We start from the raw sequence: 25,038 nt of genomic DNA, 5'->3' as shown, positions 1-25,038 counted from the left end.
GCCCGGGACCTCTGCCGGGACCCCGGCCCGGCACCACCCCCCGGCCCCCGGCCCGGACGGCCCCCGGCCCCGGCCGGGACCATCCGCCCGGCCCCTCGGCCCGGAGCCAGCAGAAGGAACCCCATGGACCGCCAGTCAGCCCCCGCCAGCAGATGCCCCATGCACGACGCCGCGTTCGCCGCCGATCCGCAGCAGGTCTACGACCGGTTGCGCGCCCACGGCCCGGCCGGACCGGTCGAACTCGCCCCCGGCGTCGACGCGACCCTGGTCGTCGGCCACGAGATGGCACTGCGCGTGCTGCAGAACTCCACGCTCTTCGCGCGGGACGCCCGCCGGTGGAAGGCGCTCAACGAAGGGCGCGTCGGGCTGGACAGCCCGGTGCTGCCGATGATGGCCTACCGGCCCAACTGCCTGTTCACCGACGGCGCCGTGCACCTGCGGCTGCGCAAGGCCGTCACGGACAGCCTGGCCCGGCTCAACATCACCCGCATCCGCCGTGACGTCGAGCCCATCGCCGACTACCTCATCGACCAGTTCAGCGAGCGCGGCCGGGCCGACCTGCTCAACGACTACGCCAAGCTCCTGCCGCTGCTGCTGTTCAACAAGCTCTTCGGCTGCCCGGCGGACATCGGCGACACCCTCACCAGCGCCATGTCGGCGATCTTCGACGGCAAGGACGCCCTGCGCGCCAACGAGGAACTCACCGCCTGCCTGATGGAGCTGATCGCCCTCAAGCGCCGCCAGCCCGGTGACGACGTCACCTCCTGGCTGATCCAGCACCCCGCCGGGCTCACCGACGAGGAACTCAAGGACCAGCTGGTCATGCTGATGGGCGCCGGCGTGGAGCCCGAGCGCAATCTCATCGGCAACGCCCTGCTCCTGCTGCTGTCACCCGACACGAGCGGGCGCGACTCCGGGCTGCTGGTCGAGGAGGCGATCGACGAGGTGCTGTGGAACCAGACGCCCATCGCCAACTACGCCACCCACTACCCGGTGCAGGACGTGGACCTCGGGGGAGTGGTGGCCGAGGCCAACACGCCGGTCGTCATCAGCTTCGCCGCGGCCAACAGCGATCCGGCGCTGGCCGAGGCCCGCCGCAAGCGCGGCAAGGGCGCCCACCTGGCCTGGGGAGCCGGTCCGCACGCGTGCCCGGCCAAGGACCCGGCGCAGGTCATCGCCGTCACCGCGATCGAGAAGATCCTCAACGCCCTGCCCGACCTCACCCTGGCCGTCGCCGAGAAGGAGCTGGAATGGCGGCCCGGGCCGTTCCACCGCGCCCTGGTCGCGCTGCCCGTGGCCTTCAGCCCGACCCCGGCCACCCGTATGGTCTCCGCCCTCCGCAGCCGCACCGGCTCCGCCGCGGCGGAGCAGCCGTTGCCCGCGGTCCCGGCCTCCGCCGCTTCCGCCGGTCGCCACGAGCCGGCCAGGAAGAAGGGATTCTGGAGCAGTTTCCTGGACATTTTCCGGGTCTGATGTGCGGCATGTGACAGGAGCAACACTGTCAGGCGCATGACGAGGGAGAGGGGAAGGGTAGGTTCCGGCGGTAACGGTAGCGCCCAGCAGAGGAGCTTTGCGTGACCGCCGTTGGCGTCATACGCGGTACTACCCCCGACCGCCGAGTCGTCATCCCCCTCCTTCGCCGCCTGAGGTCCGGCGAGGGACTGGCCGACCCCCGCCCCGTCTGGCAGGAACTGCGCGCGCTGGGCGATGTGGTGCCCGCGCCCTGGGGCGGGTACTTCGTGACCGGATTCGAGGCGTGCAGCCAGGTGCTGCGCGGCAGGAACTGGCTCGTCCCCGACTTCGACTGGCAGGAGCGCCAGCCCGACCCGAGGCGCTGGCGGGAGCCGGCGACGCGGGAGATGACGCGGACCCTCTCCCGCCTCAACCCGCCCGAGCACACCTTCCAGCGGCGCGCTCTGGGCAACCTCTTCGACCGCGGCACCCTGGAGGCCATGCGGCCCGGCATCGCCGGCCATGTCACCCGGCTCCTGGACCGCCTCGCCTCGCGGCTGCGCACCCGCGGCGAGGCCGACTTCGCCGGCACGGTCGGCGACCGGCTCCCGATCCACACCGTCGGGCAGTGGCTCGCCATCCCGGCCGAGCACTTCCCGCGGATCCTGGACTTCACCCACCGCCAGGTCCACGCCCAGGAACTCCTGCCCACCAAGAGCGAACTGGCCGTATCCGCCCAGGCCACGCTGGAGATGAGGGCCTACTTCACCCGTCTGATCGCCCACCGGCGCCGGCACCTTGGCAACGATGTCCTCTCCGGCTGGATCCGCTACTGGGACGCCCAGTACCCCGACGACCGCGCGGCGGCGGACCAGACGCTCTACGACCTGACGATGTTCATCACCATCGCGTCCCTGGAGACCACCGCCACCCTGCTGACCAATGCCGTGTGGTTCCTCACCCGGGACCCGGCCCTGGCCGACTGGCTGCGCGCGCACCCCGAACACATCGACGCCGCGATCGACGAGGTGCTGCGCTACGACCCGCCCATCCACCTCAACTCCCGGTACGCCGCCGACGACACCGTCCTCGCCGGCGTCCCCATCGCCAAGGACACCACCGTCCACGTCCTGTACGGCGCCGCCAACCACGACCCGCGCCGCAACGCGAACCCGCATGTGTTCGACATCGGCCGCAAGGGCGCCCACCTCACCTTCGGCGGCGGGGCCCACTACTGCCTGGGCATGGGTCTGGCCCGGCTGGAGGCCCGCCTGCTCCTCAGCGAGCTGCTGGAACGATTCCCCACCCTGCGGCCGACCGCGGCCCCGACGTATGCGAGCCGGATGGTCTTCCGGCGCGTCACCTCCCTCATGGTGACCGCGTGACCTCCTGGAGGCGAACTTCCCGCACCCGACGACAGACCCGCCCGGAACCGACGACGACATGACTCCCCCGAAAGCGACGACATGACCGCCCTCCCCCTCACGGCTCTCCCGGCCGGCCCCGTACGGCAGACCCTGCGGACCCACCGGGAGGGCCCGGTCCTCACCATCGAGCTGAACACCCCGGAGCACGGCAACACCGTCACCGACGCCCTGCTGGACGAGCTCCTGGCCGTCCTCCAGGACCAGGACCCTGCGGTCCGGGTTCTCGTCCTCACCGGGAGCGGCGAGGACTTCAGCCTCGGCGGGGACCGCGGCGAGTTCGCCCGGCACCTCGCCGCCGACCCCACCGGCAGCGGCATCCGCGCCTCGGGGACCAAGGCGCGGCGCGTCTGCGACGCCCTGACCGGGAACCCGGCCGTCACCATCGCCCGCGTCCAGGGCAAGGCCATCGGGGCGGGCATGGCCCTGGCACTCGCCTGCGACCTGCGGGTCGGCTCCGAGGACGCGACCTTCCGGCTGCCCGAGCTCACCCTCGGGCTCCCCACCGCCTGGGGCGGCCTGCTGCCCCGGCTCATCAACGAGGTGGGCGCCGCCCGCGTCCGCGAACTCGTCCTCACCGGCCGGGCGTTCACCGCGGCGGAGGCCCACTCCCTGTCCATCCTGCAGAAGGTCGTGCCGGCTGACCAGCTGGACGCGGCCGTCGACGCCTGGGCCAGGCCCATCGTCCGCCGTCCCCCGGCGGCGCTGCGCGTCACCAAGACCCTGCTGAACTCCCTCTCGGCCGCCTCCCGGCTGGCCGACGTCTCGGCGCTGGACGCCGAACTGATGGCAGCGGTCGTGTCCGAGGCGCACCACGCCCGCGGCGGCTGATCACCGCCGGGACACGTACTCGTCCAGGGACGTCACCGCGTCACGGAAGGCGCGCCCCAGGCCCGCCCGGGCCAGCGTCAGGACGAGCCGGAACGCCGCCGTCCCGTCGGCGGCGAAGGTCCACCGCACCCGCGTGCCGGTGTCCCGGGGCGTCAGGCGCCACTCCTCGGCCAGGGCACGGGCGCCCGGCGCGTTGGTGCTGTCGACGCGGTAGGCGTACACCTCGGGCGCCTTCGCGACGAGCACCGTCTCCATGAACCGCCCTCCGCCCCTGAGCCGGATCTCCCGCCCGGAGCCGCCGTCGATGGCCCGGGCGAGCGTCACCGCCGCGAACCACTCGGCCCAGCCGGGCACGTCCTCGGCGAGCGCACGGAAGACCCGCTCGGGCGGGGCGGAGATGTTCCGCGCGAAGACCATGCGTACGGGGGCGGTCCCGATGAAGCCGGGATCCACCGGGCGCAGACGACGAGCCATGGACGAAACCCCCTCGTGCACACTGGAGCAGGTGGTTGACCGGGCATCGTCAACCGGACACCGTCAGCTTAACTGACGGGCTCTCAGATGTCTGTGCCGTCCTCGTCCCCGGGCTCGCCCGCCACCAGCACCCGCAGGTGCTCGGAGATCTCCGCGCGCGCCTCGGCGGGCAGGCCGGCGTCGGTCACCAGCGTGTCGACCTGCTCCAGCGCGGCGAACGAACTCAGCCCCACCACGCCCCACTTGGTGTGGTCCGCGACCACCACGACCCGGCGCGCGGAATGCACCAGACGCCGGTTGGTCTCCGCCTCCGCGAGGTTCGGCGTGGACAGGCCGGCCTCCACCGATATCCCGTGCACCCCGAGGAAGAGCAGGTCGAAGTGGAGCGCGGCGATCGCCTGGTCGGCCACCGGCCCCACCAGCGAGTCCGACGGGGTGCGCACCCCGCCGGTCAGCACCACCGTCGCCGACCCCTGCCGCTGCCCCGCGGTGCGCTGTGCCGAGTGGAAGACGTCCGCGACCCGCACCGAGTTCGTCACCACGGTCAGGTCGGGCACCTCCAGCAGGTGCTGCGCGAGCGCGTACGTCGTCGTACCCCCGGACAGCGCGATCGCCGCCCCCGGGGCGACCAGGCGGGCCGCGGCGCGCGCGATGTCCTCCTTGGCGGTCAGCTCCAGCCCCGACTTCGCCTCGAACCCCGGCTCGTGCGTGCTCGCCTCGACCACCGGCACCGCGCCGCCGTGCACCTTCTCCAGCACGCCCTGGCGGGCGAGCGCGTCCAGATCGCGGCGCACCGTCATGTCCGAGACACCGAGCTTGCGGGTCAGTTCGTTGACCCGTACCCCGCCCCGGCGCCGGACCTCGTCCACGATCAGGGCGCGGCGCTGCTCCGCGAGGAGGTTCTGATTCTCGCTCACGTACGCTCCGGTCCTTTCGCCGCCATCCGTCCGCCACGCCCGGCGCACCGGCCCCGACCAGGAACTTCCATCTGTCCGGCAGTGTGCGGGCGTCCCATCTTTTCACGGGTCGGCGCCGGTTGCGCCACCGCGTCGCGCCCCGTCCGCCGGCACTCGGTTCGGGGAGATTCCGTGACGAGAGGTGTGCGCGGCCGCCGGACCGGAGATCCTGGAGCGCGCACGGCACAGGCGTCAGGGCGTCATGGGGGAAGTGCGAGAACAGTGGAGCGCGCGCGGGAACGTCCGGTGGAGCGGCCCTACGGGGCCCGGTACGGGGAGCCGCCGGAGACCGAACTGGAACTGCTGGTGCACGGGGTCGGCGGGACCACGCCGGAGAAGATGCTCGGCGATCCGCGCACGGTCCGGGTCACCGGCGACGACACGGCCGCCGTCTTCCGGCGCGCCGTGGACACCGGGGCGGCCTTGGACGGGAGCGGGGCCGGGGGAGAGGCGGGGCGGGAGCCGCGGAGCGGACCGGTCCGGGAGGCGTACGTCTGGTGCAACCTCACCTCCGGCGACGGCAGCCGTGCCCTGTGGCTGTTGCTGCTGCCGTTCATGGTGGTGAACCTCGCCCACTGGATGCGGCCGGCCGCACCCGGCCGGCCGCGTGTGGTCCGGCTCTACGGCCTCCTGGTGCGTCTGTCCGCCCTCACCCTGACCGTGCTGCTGGTGGCCGCCGCCTGCGAGGTGGCGCTCGACCTGGTCGCCTGGCAGTGCGCGGGCGTCCAGGACTGCGTCCGCCGCCACTCCTGGCTGGGCTTCCTGTCCCCCGCGGCCGGCGGCTGGTGGAGCGCCCCCGGCCGCCGGCTGGCCCTCGCGGCGGCACTGCCGGTCACGCTGACCGGCCTGCTGTGGTACCTCTCCCGCCGCACCTGGCGCGCCTACGAGTCCCACCGACCGCTGCCCTCCGCCCCGGACCCGGCCGGTGACGGCCACGAGCCCGTCGGCAGCGGACCGGGGCCGGCCGGCGGCGGAGCCGGCTCGGGTGGGGCGGAGTCGCCCGGTGACGACGCCGGGTCCGCCGTGCACGGCAGTGCGCTGGTGCGGCCCGGGTTCTGGTACGGGCGCCGCCTGGTCGCCCGGCTGCGCGCCGCGCACACCGCGGCCGGCCTGCTCACGGTGACCGGCGCGGTCACCACCCCCGCGGTCCGCTTCGACCACCGGTCCGGCGGGCCCGCCGTCCTGGACGTGCTCGGCCTGCTGCTGGCGGCGGCCCTGCTCGCCGGCGCAGCGGCGGTGGTCGCGGTGGTCTGCCGCCGGGGCCGCAGCGAGAGGCGGCCGGACCAGCGGCTCGACCGGCACCTCGTACGCCGCCTGCCGCTCGCCGCGCTCGCCCTGCTGCTGCTCGCGCTGGTGTACGCCGGCTGGTCCCGGCCCGGCTGGCGGTCCACCGGCCGGCTGCCCGGCGACCCCTCCTTCGGCGCCCTCATGCTCGCCCAGGGCGTGCTCGTCGTCGCCCTCGCCGCCGTGGCCGGATACCTGCACCGGCGCCGTCCCGACCCGCGCGCCGCGATGCGCGGCCTCGGCGGTCCCGCCGTCGCCCTGCTCGCCTGTGCGCTGGGCGGTGTGATCTCCGGCGGGGTCGCCCAGCGGGTATCCGACTGGCTGGACGGCACCCGCGCCCTGCTCACCGGTCCGCCGGTGCTGCTGACCTGGCAGGCGTCCGTCATCCCGCCGCTCCTCGCCACCCTGCTGCTCCTGGCCGCCGGGCTCGCCCTGCACACCGCCCGGCTCGCCCGCGCCGAACGCGACCGGGTCCGCCGTGAGCACCCCGGTGAGCCCGAGGACCCGTCCCGCACCCGCGCCATCGCCCACGCGCGGGCCATGGCCACCCTCACCGACCGGGCGCCGCTCGTCGTCGCCGTGCTCACCGCCGCCACCCTGGTCCTGGGCTCCGTGGCGCTGGCCGGAGCCCTGGTCACGAGGAAGACGCCCGACGGGGCCGCGCACCACACCCACCACCTCGTGCGGGCCGTGGCCGAGACCTCGCAGGCGCTCGGCTCCTGGCTGGTCGGCCTCGGCTTCCTGCTGTTCGTGACCTGGGGCAGACGCGCCTACAAGGACGCCTCGGCCCGGCGCACCATCGGCATCCTCTGGGACGTCGGCACCTTCTGGCCGCGCGCCGCCCACCCCTTCGCACCGCCCTGCTACGCCGAGCGCGCGGTACCGGACCTGACCTGGCGCATGGCCACCTGGACCCGGCGCACCGGGGGCCGGCTGGTGCTGTCCGGCCACTCCCAGGGCAGCGTCCTCGCCGCAGCGGCGGCCTGGCAGCTCCCGCCGTCCGTCCGCGGGCGGGTCGCCCTGCTCACCTACGGCTCTCCGCTGGAACGCCTGTACGGCCGCTGGTTCCCGGCCCACTTCGGCCCGCCGGCCCTGGCCGCCCTGCACCACGACATCGACTGCTGGCGCAACCTCCACCGGCGGACCGACCCCATCGGCGGCCCCGTCCGCGGCCCCGACGACACCTGCCCCGACGTGGACCACGAGCCCCTGCGGGACCCCCTCGTCTACGGCCGCACCCCGGACCACCCGCTCCCGGCCCCGATCCTCGGCCACTCCGACTACCAGTCGGACCCCGCCTTCACCCAAGAGCGGGCCCGCCTGCTCACCCGCCTCCGCCCGGAGCTGCCGGGCCAGCGCCCGGAGACCGAGCCGGGGCCGCCGGGCGAGGCCGCCGGTCCCCCGGCGTGACCCGCCCGCGGTACGGCTCAGGGCAGGTCCGGCAGGTCCTCCGCGTAGAGCAGGGTCAGGTCGTCGGTGGTCGGGTCGGGCAGCTGGGCGACGCGGCTGGCGTGGCGCTCCACCATCGCCTCGAAGGTCTGCCGGGCGGTGCGGCCGTTGCCGAACGCCGGGCCCTTCGGGATCGCCGTGAAGTACTTCAGCAGCGCCTCGGCCGCGCCCGGCGCCAGCCGGTACTCGTGCTCGTCGGCCTGCTGCTCCACGATCCGCAGCAGTTCCTCGGGGCCGTAGTCACCGAAGGTGATGGTGCGGGAGAAGCGGGAGGCGACGCCCGGGTTGACGGACAGGAAGCGTTCCATCTCCGCGGTGTACCCGGCGACGATCACCACCACCGCGTCCCGGTGGTCCTCCATCAGCTTCACCAGCGTGTCGATGGCCTCCTTGCCGAAGTCCCGCCCGGCGTCCTCCGGGGACAGCGCGTACGCCTCGTCGATGAACAGCACGCCACCGCGGGCCCGCTCGAAGGCCTCCTGGGTGCGGATCGCCGTGGAACCGATGTGCTCGCCGACCAGGTCGACCCGGGACACCTCCACGAGATGACCCTTCTCCAGCACGTCCAGCGAGGCGAGGATCTCGCCGTAGAGCCGGGCGACGGTGGTCTTGCCGGTGCCGGGGGAGCCGGTGAAGACCAGGTGCCGCTTGACGGAGGCCGCCTTCAGTCCCGCCCGCTGCCGGCGCCGGCCCACCTCGATCATGTCGGTCAGCGCCCGTACCTCGCGCTTGACGCTCTCCAGGCCGACCAGCGCGTCGAGTTCCCCGAGCACGTCCTTCGAGGTGCGCTGGGGCTTCTCCGGTTCCGCCACGGGCACGGGCGGCACCTGCTCCGCCGCCCGCTGCCCGGGGAGCGCGCCGAGCAGGCCCGCGGGCTGCGTCACCGTCTCCACGGCCGCCTCCCGGGCCGCGGGCGGCCGGACACCGCCGCTCTCGTCGCTGGTGCAGTCCTCCACGACGGGTCCGGTTCCGGGCCCCGCGTCCGGGCCGGCGTCGGCGAACTCGTACCCGCCGCGCGCGCACCGCTCCGTACGGCACTTGCGCAGCGTGGTACGGCAGCCGTCGATCACATGGAAGCCGTAGCCGCCGCTGCCGGTGACCCGGCAGTTCAGGAAGCTGCCCCGGCCGCCCGCGGAGACGTAGAAACCGGCCTCCGCGGGGGAGTCGACCGTGCACCGCTCGATGGTCGGGTCGGCGCCCTTGGTGACGATCACACCCGTCTGGGTACCGTCCAGGCTGCAGTTGTCGAGCGTGCCGCCGCTGCCGTGGTCGCGGAACCAGGCACCGGTGGCCGCCTCCCTGATCCGGCAGTCGGCCAGCTGCGCGGTCGCCCCGTCGCTCACCGACACGGCCGTGTTGCGCACCTGCGACAGGTCGCTGTCGACGACGTCCGCGCGGGAGCCGCGGTCCAGTACGAACAGTGCGTCCGGCACGTCGTGCACCCGGCAGGATTCCAGTACGGCGGTGGCCCCGTCGCTCACCCACACCGCCGGGTAGTCGCCGGTGCTGTCGAAGATCTCGCACTGGTTGGCGTCCACCCGGGTCCCCGGGTCCCACACCGACAGGCCGTTGCGCCCGAACCGGCGGACCGTCGTCCGGGTCAGCGTGAGTACCGAACGGGAGCGCAGGTCGACCGCGTTCTCGGGGATGTCGTGGAGGTGGCAGTCGGCGAGCGTGAGCACCGCGTCGGTGTCCAGGGTGATGCCGTCGGCGGTGGTGCGGTGCACCTCGCAGTCGGTCAGGTGCGCGGTGGCCCGCTGGGTGACCTGCACCCCGGAGCCGCGCACCTCGTAGATCTCGCAGCCCACCGCCTCCAGCGAGGAGTTCTCGCCGGTCGCGGTCAGCCCGGTACCGGAGGCGTGGTGCACCCGGCACCGCTCCAGCCGGGGATGGGCCCCGCCGCGCACCGCCACGCCCGCCTGCCCGGCGGCGACGATCTCGCACTCCTCGAACACCCCGCCCCCGCCGTCCAGTACGGCGATGCCGATGCCGGCCGGGTTGTCGACGGTGCACCGGCGCACGGTCGGGCGGGCGCCCCCGCGCACCTCGATGCCGGCGGCGGAGCGCGTGACGATCCGCACGTCCATCAGCTCGGGCGTGCCCTCCTCGACGAGCAGCGCGGGTGCCGCCGCGTCCTGCCCCTCCACGTGCAGGTCCTGCACGACGGCCGAGGCCCGCACGGTGAGCGGGACGCCGTCCACCGGCGCGATCCGCACCGAGCCGGACGAGCCCTCGGGTCCACGCAGGGTCACCGCCCGCTGGACGACGAGGTTCTCCCGGTAGGTACCGGGAGCGATGGTGAGGACGTCGCCGTCGGCGGCGGCCTCCAGGGCGGCGGCGAGCGATGCGTACTCACCCGTGCGGCGCCGCCACCGCGAAGTACCGGTGTGCGTCACCTGGACCGTGCCCTGTGCCATGGCGTTGCTGTGCCCCCACCTCGTCGTACTGATGGCTCGCTGTCCGCCGGGGCGCTGCCGCCGGTGCCCGGACCGCGGCCGTGCTCGGTCCCCCTGGGCGTCAGCGCGTCGGCGCCCGTGGAGTCCTGTGCCCCCGGGGTTCACGCACCCGCGGGTTGTCGCCGAATGCGCTTCGGCCGGTCCACCGTAGCGCGTGCGTGCACGCCGGGTTGACCAGAGCCGGAAGGCCGTCAGCTGCCGGTGCCCGCCTTGCCCCAGTCCGGGCCCGCCCGGTCCCAGGCCTGGTCCCAGCGCGCGTAGCGCCGGCGGACCAGGCGCCAGACGGTCAGGCGCCGGCCGCCCTCGACCAGGGCGGCGGTCAGCAGGGCCGCGCCGACTCCCGCGAGCACGGCGTGCGTCGTCGCCGTGGCGGAGTCCAGCGGGCGGGTCGTTATTCGGCCGTGCGGATCGGTCCAGAGCCGGAAGTGGTCCCCCTGGTGCGGGGACTTGAGGTCCGCGAGGACCGGGCCGTGCCGCGGGGTGCCGTCCGGTGCGGTCCAGTCCGCGAGGACACGGCTGCCGGTCTCGCGCGTGGAAGCGGCGTCGGGGTCGGTCTCCGGCAGGGCCCCGCCCATGTCCCGCACCACGGTGGCCGTGACCGGATGGCGGGTGTGCCGCTGCTGCAGCACGGACCGCTGGAGCGAGTCCTGGGCGGCGGCACCGACCAGGCAGCCGGCCACGGGCGCGGCCACGGCGATGAGCAGCAGCGCCACCAGGGCCACCCACGCCTCGGCCAGATCGGTCGCGCGGCACAGCGGGTTGTGCCGCCAGCGCCACAGACCACTGAGTGCTCGCATGTCCCACCCCCTTCCGGTCCGTCACGATCCCCGGCATCCGCGCTCGCCCCCGGACCGGACCGGGTGGGAGCGCCTCACGTCCGCCGCGGCACCTGACGCACGCGGCTCCTCACGAATTTCCCACGCCGGCTCAACGACCGGCACCCGCACCCTGGTTCCCGGTCCGCCGGATCATCACCGGCGGCCGTGCGCGGGCCGGTCCCTAGCCCAGCACCCGCACCGGGTCGCCGACCCTGATCGTGCCGGGGGAGAGGGGCACCAGGTTCAGCCCGAACAGCAGCCTTCCGCCGGTCCTGCGGTGACGCGCGAGGGTGCGCAGCGGTTCCCGGCCGCGCACGGCCGTGGCCTGGTCGGTCGTGGTCACCACGCACCGTCCGCTCGGCTTGGGGGCCCGGAAGACGACCTCGCCGACGGCGATCCGCGTCCAGTGGTCCTCGGCCCACGGTTCGGTGCCCGCCACGACGACGTTCGGCCGGAACCGGTTCATGGGCAGCGGGCCCTCGTGCGCGTCCGGCCCCTGCGCGATCAGGGAGTTCAGGGCATCCAGCGAGGCCACCGTGGTGACCAGCAGGGGATAGCCGTCGGCGAAGCTCACCGTCTCGCCGGGCAGCGCGTACACGGGGTCGACCGGGCGGCGGGTGGCCGGGTCGTCCAGGTGCACCAGACGGACCCCGTGCCCCAGGAAGGCGCTGCACCAGTCATGCGCGGCCGGGTCGGCCGGGACCCCCTCCACCTTCGTGCCGAACACGTCCATCGGCACGGTCGCCAACGGCTCCGGCACCGCGACCGTCAGCGGCGGCAGACCGGGCGCGGACAGACGCAGGCCGCCGCCGGCCAGAGGCTCGGCGGCGGCCAGGGCGAGACGCGGCTGGTCGCGCTGCGTGACGACCTTTCCCCCGTGGTCGATCAGCGCCCAGCGCCGGTCACCGGCCAGGCCCCAGGGCTCCACGACGGCCTTTCGGGGCGAGAGGCCCCGGAACGCCTTGACCGGGTGGACGTGGATCGACTCCACTTCGACGTGTCCCATGCCGTCCATCGTGCCAGGCGGCACGGACAGCCGGGACGCGAGCGGTCAGTACCCGCGGTACTGCTGCTGGTTGCTGTACGGGTCCTGGTAGGGAGCCGGCGCGGGCCGCGGCGCGGCCGGGCGCATGGCCTCGTACCCGTTGCCCGGCGCCATCGGCCGCTGCTGCTGCGGGGCCTGCGGGCCGGGATAGCCGCGCGGGGCGCTCGCCTGCTGCGGGATGTACGCCGTGGGCGCCTGCTGCAGCGGTGCGGGCTGCTGCTGCGGGTAGCCGTAGGCCGGGGGCTGCTGCTGGACCGGTGCCGCCGGGAGGGCGGGGAGGGCCGACGGCAGGGCGGGCAGGCTGCTGCCCGTGTCGTAGGCGGCGGGGACCCGGATCGGGGCGATCTGCGGGGTGCCCCGCTCGGCGACGAGCGAGTCGTAGATCGGGGTGTCCGGGAAGGAGGCGGAGTAGTAGCCGCCACCATAAGTGGAGCGGGGGGAGGTCATGGCACATAAGTTAAGCCCACGATGTGCTGGTTGGGGAGACCGATAAGAGGGTTGTTTTCCGTGTCGGTAGGAGCCTGGGATCCTCAATACGAGCGAACTTGGCAAAAAGGGACGCCGATCAACGTTTGGATCGTGTAAAGGCCGAGTTCCTCCCGGGTTACCGGCGGTTGACCGGCGATCTTCCTGTGCCGCTCATGGGCGTGCGGCGCACCCGGCCATAGGTTGTGCGGGTAGGGATGACCGGGACGCGGGGCGGGACCCGGAAGCCGACACGTGAGGGGGCGGACATGTCAATGCCCAAAGGAGCCAACACAGCGGTGCCCACCACGGCGCTGCGCGTCGAAGTGGGCCGGGGCTCCGGCCCGGGGGTCCCGGACGCCGACGCCTCGGCGCTGCTGCTCGCCGGCGCAAAGGTCCGCTCCGACGGGGACTTCGTCTTCTACAACCAGCCCGCCCACTCCTCCGGCGCGGTACGCCACGAGGGCAAGCGGACGACCGGCGCACGGGTCACCGACACCCTCTGGGTCGACCTCGCGCGCGTGGAGGGTGCCGTCGAACGGATCGTCCTCGCCGCCTCCGCCGACGGCGGCACCTTCGGACAGGTCCCGGACCTCTCCATCGAGGTGACCGACGCCGCCTCCGGCCAGGTCGTCGCCCGCTTCGACAGCACCGGCGCGACCGTCGAGACGGCCTTCGTGCTCGGCGAGTTCTACCGCCGCCAGGGCGGCTGGAAGTTCCGTGCCGTCGGCCAGGGCTACAGCAGCGGACTCGAAGGCCTGGCAACGGACTTCGGCATCACCGTGGACGAACCGCAGCACACCGCGCCGCCGGCCGCGCCGGCCCCCGCCCCGCCGCCCCCGGCCCAGCCCGTCCGCCTCTCCAAGGTCACCCTCACCAAGGCGTCCCCCTCCGTCTCGCTGGCCAAGCAGGGCGGCACGTCGGGCGCGATGCGGGTGAACCTCAACTGGCAGACGCGCAAGCAGTCCACGGGCTGGGGCCGCTGGGGCGGCGGTGGCGACATCGACCTCGACCTGTGCGCGCTGTACGAACTCACCGACGGCCGCAAGGGGGTCGTACAGGCCCTCGGCAACGCCTTCGGCTCGCTCCACCGGCCGCCCTACATCCACCTCGACGGCGACGACCGCACCGGAGCCCTGGCGGCCGGCGAGAACCTCACCATCAATCTCGACCACACGCGGGACTTCCGGCGCATCCTGGTCTTCGTCACTATCTACGAGGGCGCCCGTTCCTTCGCCGACCTGCACGCCACCGTCACCCTCCAGCCGCAGCACGGCGCGCCCATCGAGTTCACGCTGGACGAGTGCACCGTCGACTCCCCGGTGTGCGCGCTCGCGCTGATCACCAACACCGGCGGCGACCTGCTCGTCCAGCGCGAGGCGCGGTACCTGGTGCCGGAACGCGGGGTGAGTCCGCAGCGGACCATGGACCGCGCCTACGGCTGGGGCATGAACTGGACGCCCGGCCGCAAGTGACCGGGCTCAGCCCTCGTCGGCCACGGCGTCCGGACGGGCGTAGGTGCGGCCCTTCCACGCCGCCCCGCGCCCGCGGTAGTGCCGCACGGCCGAGTCGACCGTCATCAGCAGATAGAGGAACGCGGTGAACGGCAGCAGCGGGGCGAGCCACAGCGGCTGCCGGTAGTAACGCAGCATCGGCGCGTACGTCCCCGCCATCACCGCCCACGCCGCGGCCCCCGCGAGCGCGACCGCCGCGGCGCCGCGGGCCGCGCCCACGGCCACGGCGGCCGGCGGGACCAGGTACACCAGCGCGAGCCCGGCGACCGTGCCCAGCAGCAGCGGGGGACTGTGCCGCAGCTGCGCGTAGGCGCTGCGCGCGACCATGCGCCACAGGTCGCGCAGCCGCGGATAGGGGCGCACGCTGTCCACCCGGTCGGCCAGCCCCAGCCAGACCCGGCCGCCCGCGCCCTTCACCGCGCGCGCGAGCGCGACGTCGTCGATGACGGCGTGCCGGATGGCCTCCGGGATGCGCGCCTTCTCGGCCATGTCCGCGCGCAGCAGGACGCAGCCGCCCGCCGCCGCGGCGGTGCGCGAGCCCGGCCTGCCGATCCACCGGAAGGGATACAGCTGCGCGAAGAAGTACACGAACGCCGGGACCACGAGCCGCTCCCACAGGCTCGCCACCCGCAGCCGCGCCATCTGTGACACGACGTCGAAGCCACCGGTGCCGGCCGCCGCCACCAGCTCGCGCAGGCTGTCCGGGGCGTGCGCGATGTCGGCGTCCGTCAGCAGCAGGTATTCGGGGTCACGCGCGCGTGCCAGCCCGATGCCGTACCGCACCGCCCACAGCTTGCCCGTCCAGCCCGCGGGCGGCTCCCCGGGCGTTCCCACCGTGAGCGGGAGCCCGCCGTGCCGCCGGGACAGCTCGCGGGCCAGGTCCCCGGTGCCGTCCGTACTGCCGTCGTCCACCAGGAAGACCTCCGCGCGTCCCGGATAGTCCTGCGTCAGCAGCGACGGCAGGCCGGCGGGCAGCACGGCGGCCTCGTCCCGGGCCGGTACGACCACACAGACCGACGGCCACACGTCCGGGTCCCGGCGCCGCGGCAGCCGGACGTCCGTGCGCCAGAAGAAGCCCTGGCCGAGCAGCAGCCAGCACCAGGCGGCCAGTGATACGACGGTGATCCACAGGAAGGCGCTCACGGCCGCAGTCTGCCCCACCCGGCCGGCCTCCGAGGACCCATCGTCTATCGTGGCCGGGTGAAGATCGCGCTCATGGACTCCGGAATCGGCCTGCTGCCCGCCGCCGCCGCGGTACGTCGACTGCGGCCCGACGCGGATCTCGTGCTGTCGTGGGACCCGGACGGCATGCCCTGGGGACCGCGCACCCCCGAGGACATCACCGAGCGGGCCATCGCGGTCGCCGCGGCCGCCGCCGCACACGACCCCGACGTCCTGATCGTGGCCTGCAACACGGCGTCGGTGCACGCCCTGCCGGCGATGCGGGCCCGCTTCGAGCCGGACCTGCCGCTCATCGGCACCGTACCGGCGATCAAGCCGGCCGCGGCGGGCGGCGGACCCGTCGCGATCTGGGCGACCCCGGCCACCACGGGAAGCGCCTACCAGCGCGGCCTGATCGAGGAGTTCGCGGCGGGCGTGGCCGTGACCGAGGTGGCCTGCCCCGGTCTCGCGGACGCCGTGCACCACGCGGACGACGCGGCGATCGACGCGGCCATCGCCTCGGCCGCCGCCCGTACCCCCGACGACGTCACCACGCTCGTCCTCGGCTGCACCAACTACGAGCTGGTCGCCGAGCGTATCCGGGCGGCCGTCCAGCGGCCCGGCCGTCCGCCGCTCATCCTGCACGGCACCGCCGGGGCGGTGGCCGCCCAGGCCCTGCGCCGGATCGGAGCGGAGTCGGTCCCGGCCGCCGCCGCCGACACCACGCTCACCGTGCTGCTCAGCGGCCGCGAGGCGACCCTCCCGGACACGGCGCTCTCCTACGAGGAGGGCCGCTTCCTCCAGGCCGTCAGCCCCGTCCGCTGACCGGCGCGGAACCGGCCCGGCCGCACGGCCCGCCGTGCCCCGGCCGGGCCAGTCACCCCGTGCCACGCCCTACCCGTGGTGCGAAACCTGAGTAACCTCGTACCCATGAGGGACCACCCCGACGCCGACGACACCCCGCGCCCGGACGTCTGGACGGGACGCGCCACCAACCGGGTCCAGTGGCTGCTCGCGCTGGTCGGTGCCGCCTGCATGGCGCTCGGCATCGAGCTGGCCGTCGACTCGGCCTGGGGCTCCGGCGCCGCCCCGCTCGTGATGTCCGTCGTGGGCTGCATCGCGGCCGGCCTGCTGGTCATATTCGGCACGCTCGCCTTCGTGCACGTCGACCTCAAGCTCGACAAGGAGTGCGTCGAAGTGCGCTGCGGGCACATGGGCCTGCCGCGCCGCCGCATCCCGCTCTCCCACGTGGCCGGTGCCGACTTCACCGCCCTCGTCACCCCACGGCACTGGGGCGGCTGGGGCTACCGCTGGCGCCCCGAGAAGGGGACCGCGGTCGTCGTACGCCGTGGCGAGGGCATCGTGCTGCGCCTGTGGGACGGTCACACGTTCACGATCACCGTGGACAACGCGGAAACGGCGGTACGGGTCATCAGGGACCGCCTGCGGACGATCAAGCCGGGGACGGCGGCCTGACCCGTCGCGCCGGGAGGCCCGCGCCGGCACCCATGGCGCCCGCCGGCCCCGGCTCAGGGCCTCGGTGCCGGCGTGCCGCCCGCCCACGGGCGGGCCGTGGCCCAGCCGGCCAGGAGGGCCGCGCCGGACGTCACCGTCGTGAAGCTGAGGGCGTTGCTCACGGAGGCGAGGCCGGCCAGGGCCGTCAGGGCCGCGCCCGCGGTGAGGGCGACGGCGGTGGGGCGCGGGGAGCGCCACAGCGCGTAGAGGACCCAGCAGAACACGGCGACCAGCAGGAACATCCCGACCAGCCCCTGCTCGGCCGCCTGCTGCAAGGGAGCCGAGTGCGGTCTGCCGTCGGACACCAGGGCGCGCGGTGCCCCCGGGGCCGGGTCACCGAAGCGGCCGGGGCCGATCCCGAGACCGCTGTTGCGGCCCGCCACCCACAACGCGTCCCGCCACAGCCGGACCCGGTGCCCGCTGAACCGCCCCCCGACCGCCCCGGTGTGCCCGCCGGGCAGCACCTTCCCGGCGACCGCCCAGAGCGCCGCCGCCACCAGGCCGGCCGCCACGGCCGTCCCCGCCAGCCACGCACCCCGGCCGCGCGCGAAGCCGGCGGCGAGTGAACACAGCAGGACCGCCGCGCTGGCCGCGCAGCCCGCGGCCGACCCCAGTACCGCCCCGGCCGCCACGACGGCGCAGGCCAGCACCCGCAGCCCGAACCTGAGGGCCGGTACGGCCGTCGCCCAGGCCGCACAGCAGGCGGCCCCGGTGGCCAGCGCCAGGAGGGCGGCCGTGGCACCGGCGTGCCCGAGCGGGGCGGCGTACCGCGGACCGGGGGAGAGCCCGGGCAGGGTCACGGCCAGGGCGAGTCCCGCCACGGCACCGGCGCAGGGCGCGGCGACCGGCAGCAGCGCACCGGAGACCCGGCCCGCCGCATACCCGGCGGCCACGGCGAGCACCGCGAGCAGCATGCCCTCGGGCCGTCCGTCATGGGCCGCGGCGGTGATCAGCGACCACCCCGCACAGGCCCCCAACAGGATCATGCCCATTCCGTCGGAAACGTTTCTTCGCGCGCTGTGGGCATCCGCACCGTACGCGCCGATGGCGGACCCCGTCCCCGTCGACCCCACCCGTCGCCCCCCGTACCCGGTCCCCGGCCTGTGGCAGGACACGGCCGCGCACCGGGCCCGGCCGCGCCGCCGAAGCTGGGCACACCGTAACGGCTCATGACCGGTTTGGGGACGTGCGCGGAGCAACACCGTGATCCCACGGCGTCGCGAGGACCGACCCCACCATGCCGCGAACGGCCCCCCACCAGCGGCGAACGCCGGTGTACGGGGCCCGGCCGCGCTGTCGGCGGCGACGTCACCCGCCGTACACTCACCCGGGTGACCGTCACCGCAACTTCCGTGGACCAGTCGGACCAGCTCCAGCCGCGCCGGGCCTCCCGTGCGCGCGGCCGGCTGCTCCGCCTGGTCCCGGCCGCCGCCTCCGCGCTCTGCGGGGTGCTGCTCTACGTCAGCTTCCCGCCGCGCACCCTGTGGTGGCTGGCCCTGCCCGCCTTCGCCGGTTTCGGCTGGGTGTTGCGCGGCCGGAGCTGGAAGGCCGCCCTGGGCCTCGGCTACCTCTTCGGGCTGGGTTTCCTGCTGCCGCTGCTGGTGTGGACGAGCGTGGAGGTCGGCCCGCTGCCCTGGCTGGCGCTCGTGGCCATCGAGGCGGTCTTCATCGCGCTGGTCGGCGTGGGTGTCGCCGCGGTCTCCCGGCTGCCCGCCTGGCCCATGTGGGCGGCGGCCGTGTGGACGGCGGGCGAGGCGGCCCGCGCGCGGGTGCCGTTCCAGGGCTTCCCGTGGGGCAAGGTGGCGTTCGGTCAGGCGGACGGGGTCTTCCTGCCGCTCGCCGCGCTGGGCGGCACCCCCGTGCTCGGCTTCGCGGTCGTCCTGTGCGGTTTCGGCCTGTACGAGGCCGGCCGGCTGATCGCCGGGCTGCGCCGTGACCGGGTCGTGCGGCGCGCCGCAGCGGCCGCCGCCCTGCTCGGCGTGGCGGTACCGGTGGCGGGCGCGGTCGCCGCCCGCGCGCTGGTGAGCGACTCCGCGCAGCACGGCACCGCGACCGTGGCGCTCATCCAGGGCAACGTGCCGCGCGCCGGCCTGGAGTTCAACGCCCAGCGGCGGGCCGTGCTCGACTACCACGCGCGCGAGACGCACAAGCTCGCCGCCGACGTCAGGGCGGGCAAGGCTCCCAGGCCGGACTACGTCCTGTGGCCGGAGAACTCCTCCGACATCGACCCCTTCGCGTACCCGGACGCCGCCGCGGTCATCGAGCAGGCGGCCAAGGACATCGGCGTGCCCATCTCCGTCGGCAGCGTGGTCGAGCGGGACGGGAAGCTGCTCAACGAGCAGATCCTGTGGGACCCGGTCAAGGGACCGACGCAGACCTACGACAAGCGGCAGATCCAGCCCTTCGGCGAGTACCTCCCGCTGCGCTCGCTGGTCGGCGCGATCAACAAGAGCTGGACCGAGATGGCCCGCCAGGACTTCAGCCGGGGTGCCAAGCCGGGCGTGTTCGACATCCGCGGCGCCAAGGTGGGCCTGGCCACCTGCTACGAGGCCGCCTTCGACTGGGCCGTGCGGGACACGGTGACGCACGGCGCGGAGATGATCTCCGTACCGAGCAACAACGCCACCTTCGACCGCAGCGAGATGACCTACCAGCAGCTCGCCATGTCCCGTATCCGCGCCGTCGAGCACAGCCGCACCGTGACCGTGCCGGTGACCAGCGGGGTCAGCGCGGTCATCATGCCGGACGGGCGGATCACCCAGAGGACCGGCATGTTCGTGCCCGCCTACCTCGTCCAGAAGGTGCCGCTGCGCACGTCCACGACCCCCGCCACCGAACTGGGCATCCTTCCGGAGACGGCCCTGGTGCTGGTCGCCGCGGGCGGGATCGGCTGGGCGATCGGTTCCGGGCTGCGGGCCCGGCGCGCCGGTGGCGCGTAGCCGTGCGTGTGCCGTTCGCGCTGCGCGCGACCGCCGTACGACCGTCATACGACTCCTGAGGCTGCCCCGCGGCGGCGTACCGGCCCGCTAGGGTCGCGGTCATGGCTACTCCCGATTTCATCCGCACGCTCAGGGCCACCGCCGGTCAACAGCTGCTGTGGCTCCCCGGTGTCACCGCGATCGTCTTCGACGACGAGGGCAGAGTGCTGCTCGGGCGGCGGTCCGACACCCGCGAGTGGGCGGTGATCGGCGGCATCCCGGAGCCGGGCGAGCAGCCCGCGGCCTGTGCGGTGCGGGAGGTCTTCGAGGAGACGGCGGTGCACTGCGTCGCCGAGCGGGTCGTCCTGGTCCAGGGGCTGGAGCCGGTGACGTACCCCAACGGCGACACGTGCCAGTTCATGGACATCACCTTCCGCTGCCGTGCGGTGGGCGGCGAGGCCCGGGTCAACGACGACGAGTCGCTGGAGGTCGGCTGGTTCATGGTCGACGCGCTGCCCGACCTGCATGAGTTCGCGCTCTTTCGGATCAAACAAGCCATGTCGGATGCACCCACATGGTTCGCCCCTATGACTGCCAGCTGAAGTATGGGTGGTCGCCACATGTGGTGACCGTTGGGCTCCGCTTAGGGTCGGCACATGACCTCGCCCACCCCCCTTCCGGGGCCCGGCCCCCGATCCCAGCCCCTCAGCCTCGACCTCGCCGGCCGCACCGCCCTCGTCACCGGTGCCGCAAGCGGCATCGGCCGCGCCTGCGCGCTGCGGCTCGCCGCCGCCGGGGCCGAGGTGCGCGCCGTCGACCGGGACGCGGCCGGCCTGGCCGAACTGGCCCAGCAGGCGGAGCGGACCGGCGATCTCGCGGGCACCGTCGTACCCGTGGTCGTGGACCTCACCGACCTGGACGCCGCCGAACGCGCCGCCGCCGGCACCGATGTGCTGGTCAACAACGCCGGCCTGCAACTCGTGCGGCCCATCGAGGAGTTCCCGCCCGAGGTGTTCCACACGGTCCTCACCGTGATGCTGGAAGCACCCTTCCGCCTCATCCGCGGCGCCCTCCCGCACATGTACGCACAGGGCTGGGGCCGGATCGTCAACGTCTCCTCCGTCCACGGTCTGCGTGCCTCGGCCTACAAGTCCGCCTATGTGGCCGCCAAACACGGCCTCGAAGGGCTGTCCAAGACGGCAGCCCTGGAAGGCGCCGCCCACGGAGTGACCTCGAACTGTGTGAACCCGGCCTATGTGCGGACCCCACTGGTCGAGAAGCAGATCGCCGACCAGGCAGAGGCGCACGGCATCCCCGAGGACCGCGTGCTCGCCGAGGTCCTGCTGAAGGACAGCGCCGTGCGGCGGCTCATCGAACCCGAGGAGGTCGCCGAGGCCGTGGCCTACCTGTGCGGCCCGCAGGCGTCCTTCGTCACCGGCACCTCGCTCGTCCTGGACGGCGGGTGGACGGCCCACTGACCGGCCCGGCGGCACCGGCTCCGGGAGTTTTCCACAGGGCTGCCGGGCCGGGTGGCCCATACGGAATCCTGTGACCATGTCCCGCGATCACCTGCAGTCGGCACCCAGCGGCAGCGCCGAGGCCCCGTACCTCGACCTGCTGGCCCGCGACGCCTCCGTCGAGGCCTACGAGCAGCCCGTGCTGCGCGCCCGAGCCGGGGGCGAGCCGGCGGACCGCGTCGCCGCACTGGAAGAGGCCAGACTGCTCGCCCTGCGCGTCCGCGCGGAGCTGGAGGGCCGCCGACGGCGTGAGGCGGAGCTGTCGGCGCTCTTCGAGACCGCCCACGACCTGGCGGGACTCCGTGATCTGGACGCCGTCCTCCAGGCCATCGTGCAGCGTGCCCGTTCCCTGCTCGGCACGGACGTCGCCTACCTGAGCCTCAACGACCCGGCGCGCGGCGACACCTACATGCGGGTCACGGAGGGCTCCGTCTCGGCCCGCTTCCAGCAGCTGCGCCTCGGCATGGGAGAGGGGCTCGGCGGACTCGTCGCCCAGACCGCCCGGCCGTACGTCACCGACGACTACTTCCAGGACGGCCGTTTCCAGCACACCCTCACCATCGACGCCGGCGTCCGCGACGAGGGGCTGGTCGCCATCCTCGGCGTCCCCCTGATGCTCGGCCCGCACGTGATCGGCGTCCTGTTCGCGGCGGACCGGCGCGCGCGGGTCTTCGAACGCGGGCAGATCGCCCTGCTCGGCTCCTTCGCGGCGCTCGCCGCGGCGGCCATCGACACCGCCAACCTCCTCACCGAGACCCGCGCAGCCCTGGCCGGCCTGGAGCACGCCAACGAGATCATCCGCGACCGCAGCGCCGTCATCGAGCGCGCGTCCGACGTCCACGACCGGCTCGCCGAACTCGTCCTGCGCGGCGGCGGGGTGCACGACGTGGCCGCCGCCGTCTCCCAGGTCCTCGCCGGAACCGTCGAGTTCACCGAGGCCACGGCGGCACCCGCCGAGGCGCTGGAGGCCTCCCGCGCCGAGGGGCACGCGGTTCGCCACGGCAGCGACTGGATCGCCGCGGTGGCCGCCGGCGGCGAACTCCTCGGCGCGCTGGTCCTGCGCGGCCACCCCGGCCTCGACCCCGTCGACCAGCGCACCTTCGAGCGCGCGGCGATGGTCACCTCCCTGCTGCTGCTCGCCCGCCGCTCCGCCGCCGAGGCCGAACAGCGCGTGCGCGGTGAGCTGCTGGACGACCTGCTGGACGCGCGCGACCGGGACCCGCGGCTGCTGCGCGAGCGCGCCAGCCGCCTCCAGGCGGACCTGGACGCCACCCATGTCGTCCTCGCCGCCCGCCTCGACGGCCCGGCGGCCGACGCCGACGAGGAGGCCGCGGCCCGCCGCCGGCTCTGGTCCGCCGCCTCCCACCTCGCGGCCACCCGGCACGGCCTGGCCGCGGCGCGCGACGGCGGCACGGTCCTGCTGCTGCCGCTCGGCCCCGGCGACACCGCGACGGACGTGGCCCGCCGCACCGCCCGCCATCTGGGCACGGCCGTCCACCAGCCGGTCACGGTCGGCGCCTCCGCGCCCGTCACCGATCTCGCCGGGCACCCCGAGACCGTGACCGCCGCCTATGCCGAGGGGCGCCGCTGCCTGGACGCGCTGCGCCTGCTGGGCCGGGCCGGGGACGGCGCGGCGGCCGAGGACTTCGGCTTCCTCGGCCTGCTGCTCGCGGGTGAACGGGACATCGCGGGGTTCGTCGAGCGGACCATCGGCCCGGTGGTGTCGTACGACGAGCGGCGCGGCACGGAGCTGCTGCGGACCCTGGACGCCTACTTCGAGGGCGGGATGAGCCCGGCACGCACCAAGGACGCGCTGCACGTCCACGTCAACACGGTGGCGCAGCGGCTGGAGCGCGTGGGCCGCCTGCTGGGCGAGGACTGGCAGACACCCGCGCGGGCCTTGGAGATCCAACTGGCCCTGCGACTGCACCGGCTGGCCGTGCCCGGACGCCACTGACCGGCCCCCGCGGGGGCCGGTCAGAACGTCGGTACGGTGCCGGAGCGAAGGCCGGTTCGGCCGGGACGCGGGCCGGGCGGCGGCGCTCAGACGGTGCGCGCCTCGGCGGCCGGGCTCGCCGCGGGGGTCTGCCCGTCCTCACCGTCGACCCGGGCCAGATCGCGGTGCCGCGTCTCCCGTCCGAGGCCCACCGCGATCAGGGTCAGCACGGCGGCGGCGATCACGTACAGCGCGATCGGGGTGGAGTCGTCGTAGTCCTTGAGCAGCGCGGTGGCGATGAGCGGGGCGGGCGCGCCGGCGGCCACGGAGGCGAACTGCGCGCCGATGGACGCGCCCGAGTACCGCATCCGCGTCGCGAACATCTCGGCGAAGAAGGCGGCCTGGGGCGCGTACATGGCGCCGTGCAGCACGAGTCCGACGGTGACGGCGAGGATCAGGTACCCGAACGAGCCGGTGTCCACGAGCGCGAAGAAGGGGAACATCCACAGCCCGACACCGGCGGCGCCCAGCAGGTACACGGGCCGCCGGCCGACCCGGTCGGACAGCGCGCCCCAGGCCGGGATGACGGCGAAGTGCACGGCCGAGCCGATGAGGACGGCGTTGAGGGCGGTCTGCTTGGAGACGCCGGCCGAGGTGGTGGCGTAGACGAGGATGAAGGCGGTGATGACGTAGTAGCTGATGTTCTCGGCCATGCGGGCGCCCATCGCCACGAGCACGTCCCGCCAGTGGTGCCGCAGCACGGAGACGAGCGGCAGCTTCTCCTGGGCACCGTCCCGCCGCGCCTCGGCCCGCTCCCGGGCCTCCTTGAAGACGGGCGATTCGTCGACAGACAGACGAATCCACAAACCGACGAGCACGAGCACCCCGGAGAGCAGGAAGGGGATCCGCCACCCCCACGTGCCGAAGGCGTCGTCGGACAGCACGGCGGTGAGCAGGGAGAGCACGCCGGTCGCCAGCAGCTGTCCGGCCGGCGCGCCGGTCTGCGGCCACGAGGCCCAGAAGCCGCGCCGCCGCGCGTCCCCGTGCTCCGACACCAGCAGGACGGCACCGCCCCACTCGCCGCCGAGCGCGAAGCCCTGCACGAGGCGCAGCAGGGTGAGCAGCACGGGCGCGGCGGTGCCGACGGTGGCGTGCGTGGGCAGCAGGCCGATGGCGAACGTGGCCCCGCCCATCAGCAGCAGACTGAGCACCAGCAGCTTCTTGCGCCCCAGCCGGTCGCCGTAGTGCCCGAAGACGAGCGCTCCCAGCGGGCGGGCGGCGAAGCCCACGGCGTACGTCAGGAACGACAGCAGGGTGCCGACGAGCGGGTCGGAGCCCGGGAAGAACAGCTTGTTGAACACCAGCGCGGCGGCGGAGCCGTAGAGGAAGAAGTCGTACCACTCGATCGTGGTCCCGATGAGGCTGGCGGCGACGATGCGGGGGAGGCTGGCGGGGGGTGGGGGAGCGGTGGTGGTTCCGGAGGCCATGTGCGCCACTTCCTCGTGTGCGGTGGGGACGGGTACGTGTCGCACACCGTAGGAAGAGGCAGATCAGGGGCACATGTGGCGGGGCACCATAGTTCGATGGTCGGCTATGCGTGTCGCCACCATGCCAGCTCACGGAAGGGCGGTGGAGCGGCTCGGCGGAGCTGGAAACGAGTGCCGTCCGAGACGCGTAGTTCCGGGGTGATCTGATGGTCTGTGCTGACTCCGTGCTGGTCCCCCTGCGCGTGGGGAGCGATGGAGAGACCATCATCATGTACGCCCGCTCCCCCACGACGCGACCTGTGCCCCGTGGGGAGCGGCGAACCGTACAGCAAGACG

At 74.1% G+C, this 25,038-nt stretch carries 20 protein-coding genes; 11 read left to right on the top strand and 9 right to left on the bottom strand.

The features are described from left to right. The first annotated feature begins 159 nt into the window (after positions 1-159). From AB0946_RS17725 to AB0946_RS17715, 3 genes are all read left to right on the top strand, one after another. The gene (locus AB0946_RS17725) at positions 160-1,473 is read left to right on the top strand and encodes a cytochrome P450 (protein WP_366761780.1); all 1,314 of its coding nucleotides are present in this window, start codon (positions 160-162) and stop codon (positions 1,471-1,473) included. Positions 1,474-1,574: 101 nt separating this feature from the next. Beyond that, on the top strand, positions 1,575-2,837 hold the full coding sequence (locus tag AB0946_RS17720; protein WP_366761509.1) for a cytochrome P450: 1,263 nt from the start codon (positions 1,575-1,577) through the stop codon (positions 2,835-2,837). Positions 2,838-2,918: 81 nt separating this feature from the next. After that, entirely contained in the window at positions 2,919-3,707 is a 789-nt protein-coding gene (locus AB0946_RS17715; protein ID WP_366761508.1) for an enoyl-CoA hydratase/isomerase family protein, read from the top strand. Here the strand turns inward: AB0946_RS17715 and AB0946_RS17710 are convergent, their stop codons facing one another. Together AB0946_RS17710 and AB0946_RS17705 are read right to left on the bottom strand one after the other, a co-directional pair. Beyond that, a complete protein-coding gene (locus AB0946_RS17710) occupies positions 3,708-4,181 on the bottom strand; it encodes an SRPBCC family protein (protein WP_366761507.1) in 474 nt (157 codons plus the stop codon). An 83-nt stretch (positions 4,182-4,264) separates the two neighbouring features. Next, positions 4,265-5,098: a DeoR/GlpR family DNA-binding transcription regulator gene (locus AB0946_RS17705; protein WP_366761506.1), complete on the bottom strand. Its 834-nt coding sequence runs from the start codon at positions 5,096-5,098 to the stop codon at positions 4,265-4,267. Positions 5,099-5,383: 285 nt separating this feature from the next. Between AB0946_RS17705 and AB0946_RS17700 the strand changes: the two genes are divergently transcribed. Further along, positions 5,384-7,831 carry a hypothetical protein gene (locus AB0946_RS17700; protein WP_366761505.1) on the top strand — a complete coding sequence of 816 codons (2,448 nt, stop codon included), beginning with the start codon at positions 5,384-5,386 and terminating at the stop codon, positions 7,829-7,831. Positions 7,832-7,848: 17 nt separating this feature from the next. Here AB0946_RS17700 and AB0946_RS17695 read toward each other — a convergent pair whose 3' ends face one another. From AB0946_RS17695 to AB0946_RS17680, 4 genes are all read right to left on the bottom strand, one after another. Next, positions 7,849-10,287, bottom strand: coding sequence for a right-handed parallel beta-helix repeat-containing protein (locus AB0946_RS17695; RefSeq protein ID WP_366761504.1), 2,439 nt, complete (start codon positions 10,285-10,287; stop codon positions 7,849-7,851). A gap of 230 nt (positions 10,288-10,517) precedes the next feature. Continuing rightward, a complete protein-coding gene (locus tag AB0946_RS17690) occupies positions 10,518-11,123 on the bottom strand; it encodes a hypothetical protein (protein ID WP_366761503.1) in 606 nt (201 codons plus the stop codon). A gap of 202 nt (positions 11,124-11,325) precedes the next feature. Then, on the bottom strand, positions 11,326-12,150 hold the full coding sequence (locus AB0946_RS17685) for an MOSC N-terminal beta barrel domain-containing protein (protein ID WP_366761502.1): 825 nt from the start codon (positions 12,148-12,150) through the stop codon (positions 11,326-11,328). Between the two features lie 45 nt (positions 12,151-12,195). Further along, entirely contained in the window at positions 12,196-12,636 is a 441-nt protein-coding gene (locus AB0946_RS17680; RefSeq protein ID WP_366761501.1) for a DUF6643 family protein, read from the bottom strand. A gap of 293 nt (positions 12,637-12,929) precedes the next feature. Between AB0946_RS17680 and AB0946_RS17675 the strand changes: the two genes are divergently transcribed. Beyond that, positions 12,930-14,129 carry a TerD family protein gene (locus AB0946_RS17675; protein ID WP_366761779.1) on the top strand — a complete coding sequence of 400 codons (1,200 nt, stop codon included), beginning with the start codon at positions 12,930-12,932 and terminating at the stop codon, positions 14,127-14,129. 6 nt (positions 14,130-14,135) lie between these two features. Here AB0946_RS17675 and AB0946_RS17670 read toward each other — a convergent pair whose 3' ends face one another. Then, entirely contained in the window at positions 14,136-15,329 is a 1,194-nt protein-coding gene (locus tag AB0946_RS17670; RefSeq protein WP_366761500.1) for a glycosyltransferase, read from the bottom strand. A gap of 39 nt (positions 15,330-15,368) precedes the next feature. On the opposite strand from AB0946_RS17670, the gene AB0946_RS17665 reads away from it, so the two are divergent. Continuing rightward, on the top strand, positions 15,369-16,154 hold the full coding sequence (locus AB0946_RS17665) for an aspartate/glutamate racemase family protein (RefSeq protein WP_366761499.1): 786 nt from the start codon (positions 15,369-15,371) through the stop codon (positions 16,152-16,154). Between the two features lie 105 nt (positions 16,155-16,259). Continuing rightward, complete coding sequence (locus AB0946_RS17660; RefSeq protein WP_366761498.1) at positions 16,260-16,805, top strand: hypothetical protein; 546 nt, start codon at positions 16,260-16,262, stop codon at positions 16,803-16,805. A gap of 53 nt (positions 16,806-16,858) precedes the next feature. Here the strand turns inward: AB0946_RS17660 and AB0946_RS17655 are convergent, their stop codons facing one another. Then, entirely contained in the window at positions 16,859-17,830 is a 972-nt protein-coding gene (locus tag AB0946_RS17655; RefSeq protein ID WP_366761497.1) for an O-antigen polymerase, read from the bottom strand. Positions 17,831-18,175: 345 nt separating this feature from the next. On the opposite strand from AB0946_RS17655, the gene lnt reads away from it, so the two are divergent. The 4 genes from lnt to AB0946_RS17635 all read left to right on the top strand — a co-directional run bounded on the left by lnt (position 18,176) and on the right by AB0946_RS17635 (position 23,236). Next, on the top strand, positions 18,176-19,783 hold the full coding sequence (gene lnt / locus AB0946_RS17650; RefSeq protein WP_366761496.1) for an apolipoprotein N-acyltransferase: 1,608 nt from the start codon (positions 18,176-18,178) through the stop codon (positions 19,781-19,783). A gap of 101 nt (positions 19,784-19,884) precedes the next feature. Then, positions 19,885-20,364 carry an NUDIX domain-containing protein gene (locus tag AB0946_RS17645; protein WP_366761495.1) on the top strand — a complete coding sequence of 160 codons (480 nt, stop codon included), beginning with the start codon at positions 19,885-19,887 and terminating at the stop codon, positions 20,362-20,364. 54 nt (positions 20,365-20,418) lie between these two features. Then, positions 20,419-21,240 (top strand): 3-hydroxybutyrate dehydrogenase, encoded by an 822-nt coding sequence (locus AB0946_RS17640; RefSeq protein ID WP_366761494.1) that lies wholly within the window; start codon positions 20,419-20,421, stop codon positions 21,238-21,240. Between the two features lie 76 nt (positions 21,241-21,316). After that, positions 21,317-23,236 (top strand): GAF domain-containing protein, encoded by a 1,920-nt coding sequence (locus tag AB0946_RS17635; RefSeq protein ID WP_366761493.1) that lies wholly within the window; start codon positions 21,317-21,319, stop codon positions 23,234-23,236. Positions 23,237-23,322: 86 nt separating this feature from the next. Here the strand turns inward: AB0946_RS17635 and AB0946_RS17630 are convergent, their stop codons facing one another. Beyond that, on the bottom strand, positions 23,323-24,702 hold the full coding sequence (locus AB0946_RS17630; RefSeq protein ID WP_366761492.1) for an MFS transporter: 1,380 nt from the start codon (positions 24,700-24,702) through the stop codon (positions 23,323-23,325). Positions 24,703-25,038: the final 336 nt, after the last annotated feature.

Origin of the sequence: Streptomyces sp. NPDC046870, from assembly GCF_040704595.1 — a bacterium.
GTDB lineage: Bacteria > Actinomycetota > Actinomycetes > Streptomycetales > Streptomycetaceae > Streptomyces > Streptomyces argyrophylli.
Note: the sequence above shows the minus strand (reverse complement) of the source record. Positions and strands in the feature narration are given on the sequence as shown.

Coding starts and splice junctions, on each gene's coding strand:
- AB0946_RS17710 (WP_366761507.1), bottom strand. CDS start 4,181: ATGGCTCGTCGTCTGCGCCCGGTGGATCCCGGCTTCATCGGGACCGCC.
- AB0946_RS17675 (WP_366761779.1), top strand. CDS start 12,930: ATGCCCAAAGGAGCCAACACAGCGGTGCCCACCACGGCGCTGCGCGTC.
- AB0946_RS17725 (WP_366761780.1), top strand. CDS start 160: ATGCACGACGCCGCGTTCGCCGCCGATCCGCAGCAGGTCTACGACCGG.
- AB0946_RS17645 (WP_366761495.1), top strand. CDS start 19,885: ATGGCTACTCCCGATTTCATCCGCACGCTCAGGGCCACCGCCGGTCAA.
- AB0946_RS17660 (WP_366761498.1), top strand. CDS start 16,260: ATGAGGGACCACCCCGACGCCGACGACACCCCGCGCCCGGACGTCTGG.
- AB0946_RS17640 (WP_366761494.1), top strand. CDS start 20,419: ATGACCTCGCCCACCCCCCTTCCGGGGCCCGGCCCCCGATCCCAGCCC.
- AB0946_RS17680 (WP_366761501.1), bottom strand. CDS start 12,636: ATGACCTCCCCCCGCTCCACTTATGGTGGCGGCTACTACTCCGCCTCC.
- AB0946_RS17655 (WP_366761497.1), bottom strand. CDS start 17,830: ATGATCCTGTTGGGGGCCTGTGCGGGGTGGTCGCTGATCACCGCCGCG.
- AB0946_RS17630 (WP_366761492.1), bottom strand. CDS start 24,702: ATGGCCTCCGGAACCACCACCGCTCCCCCACCCCCCGCCAGCCTCCCC.
- AB0946_RS17690 (WP_366761503.1), bottom strand. CDS start 11,123: ATGCGAGCACTCAGTGGTCTGTGGCGCTGGCGGCACAACCCGCTGTGC.
- AB0946_RS17715 (WP_366761508.1), top strand. CDS start 2,919: ATGACCGCCCTCCCCCTCACGGCTCTCCCGGCCGGCCCCGTACGGCAG.
- AB0946_RS17635 (WP_366761493.1), top strand. CDS start 21,317: ATGTCCCGCGATCACCTGCAGTCGGCACCCAGCGGCAGCGCCGAGGCC.
- AB0946_RS17685 (WP_366761502.1), bottom strand. CDS start 12,150: ATGGGACACGTCGAAGTGGAGTCGATCCACGTCCACCCGGTCAAGGCG.
- AB0946_RS17695 (WP_366761504.1), bottom strand. CDS start 10,287: ATGGCACAGGGCACGGTCCAGGTGACGCACACCGGTACTTCGCGGTGG.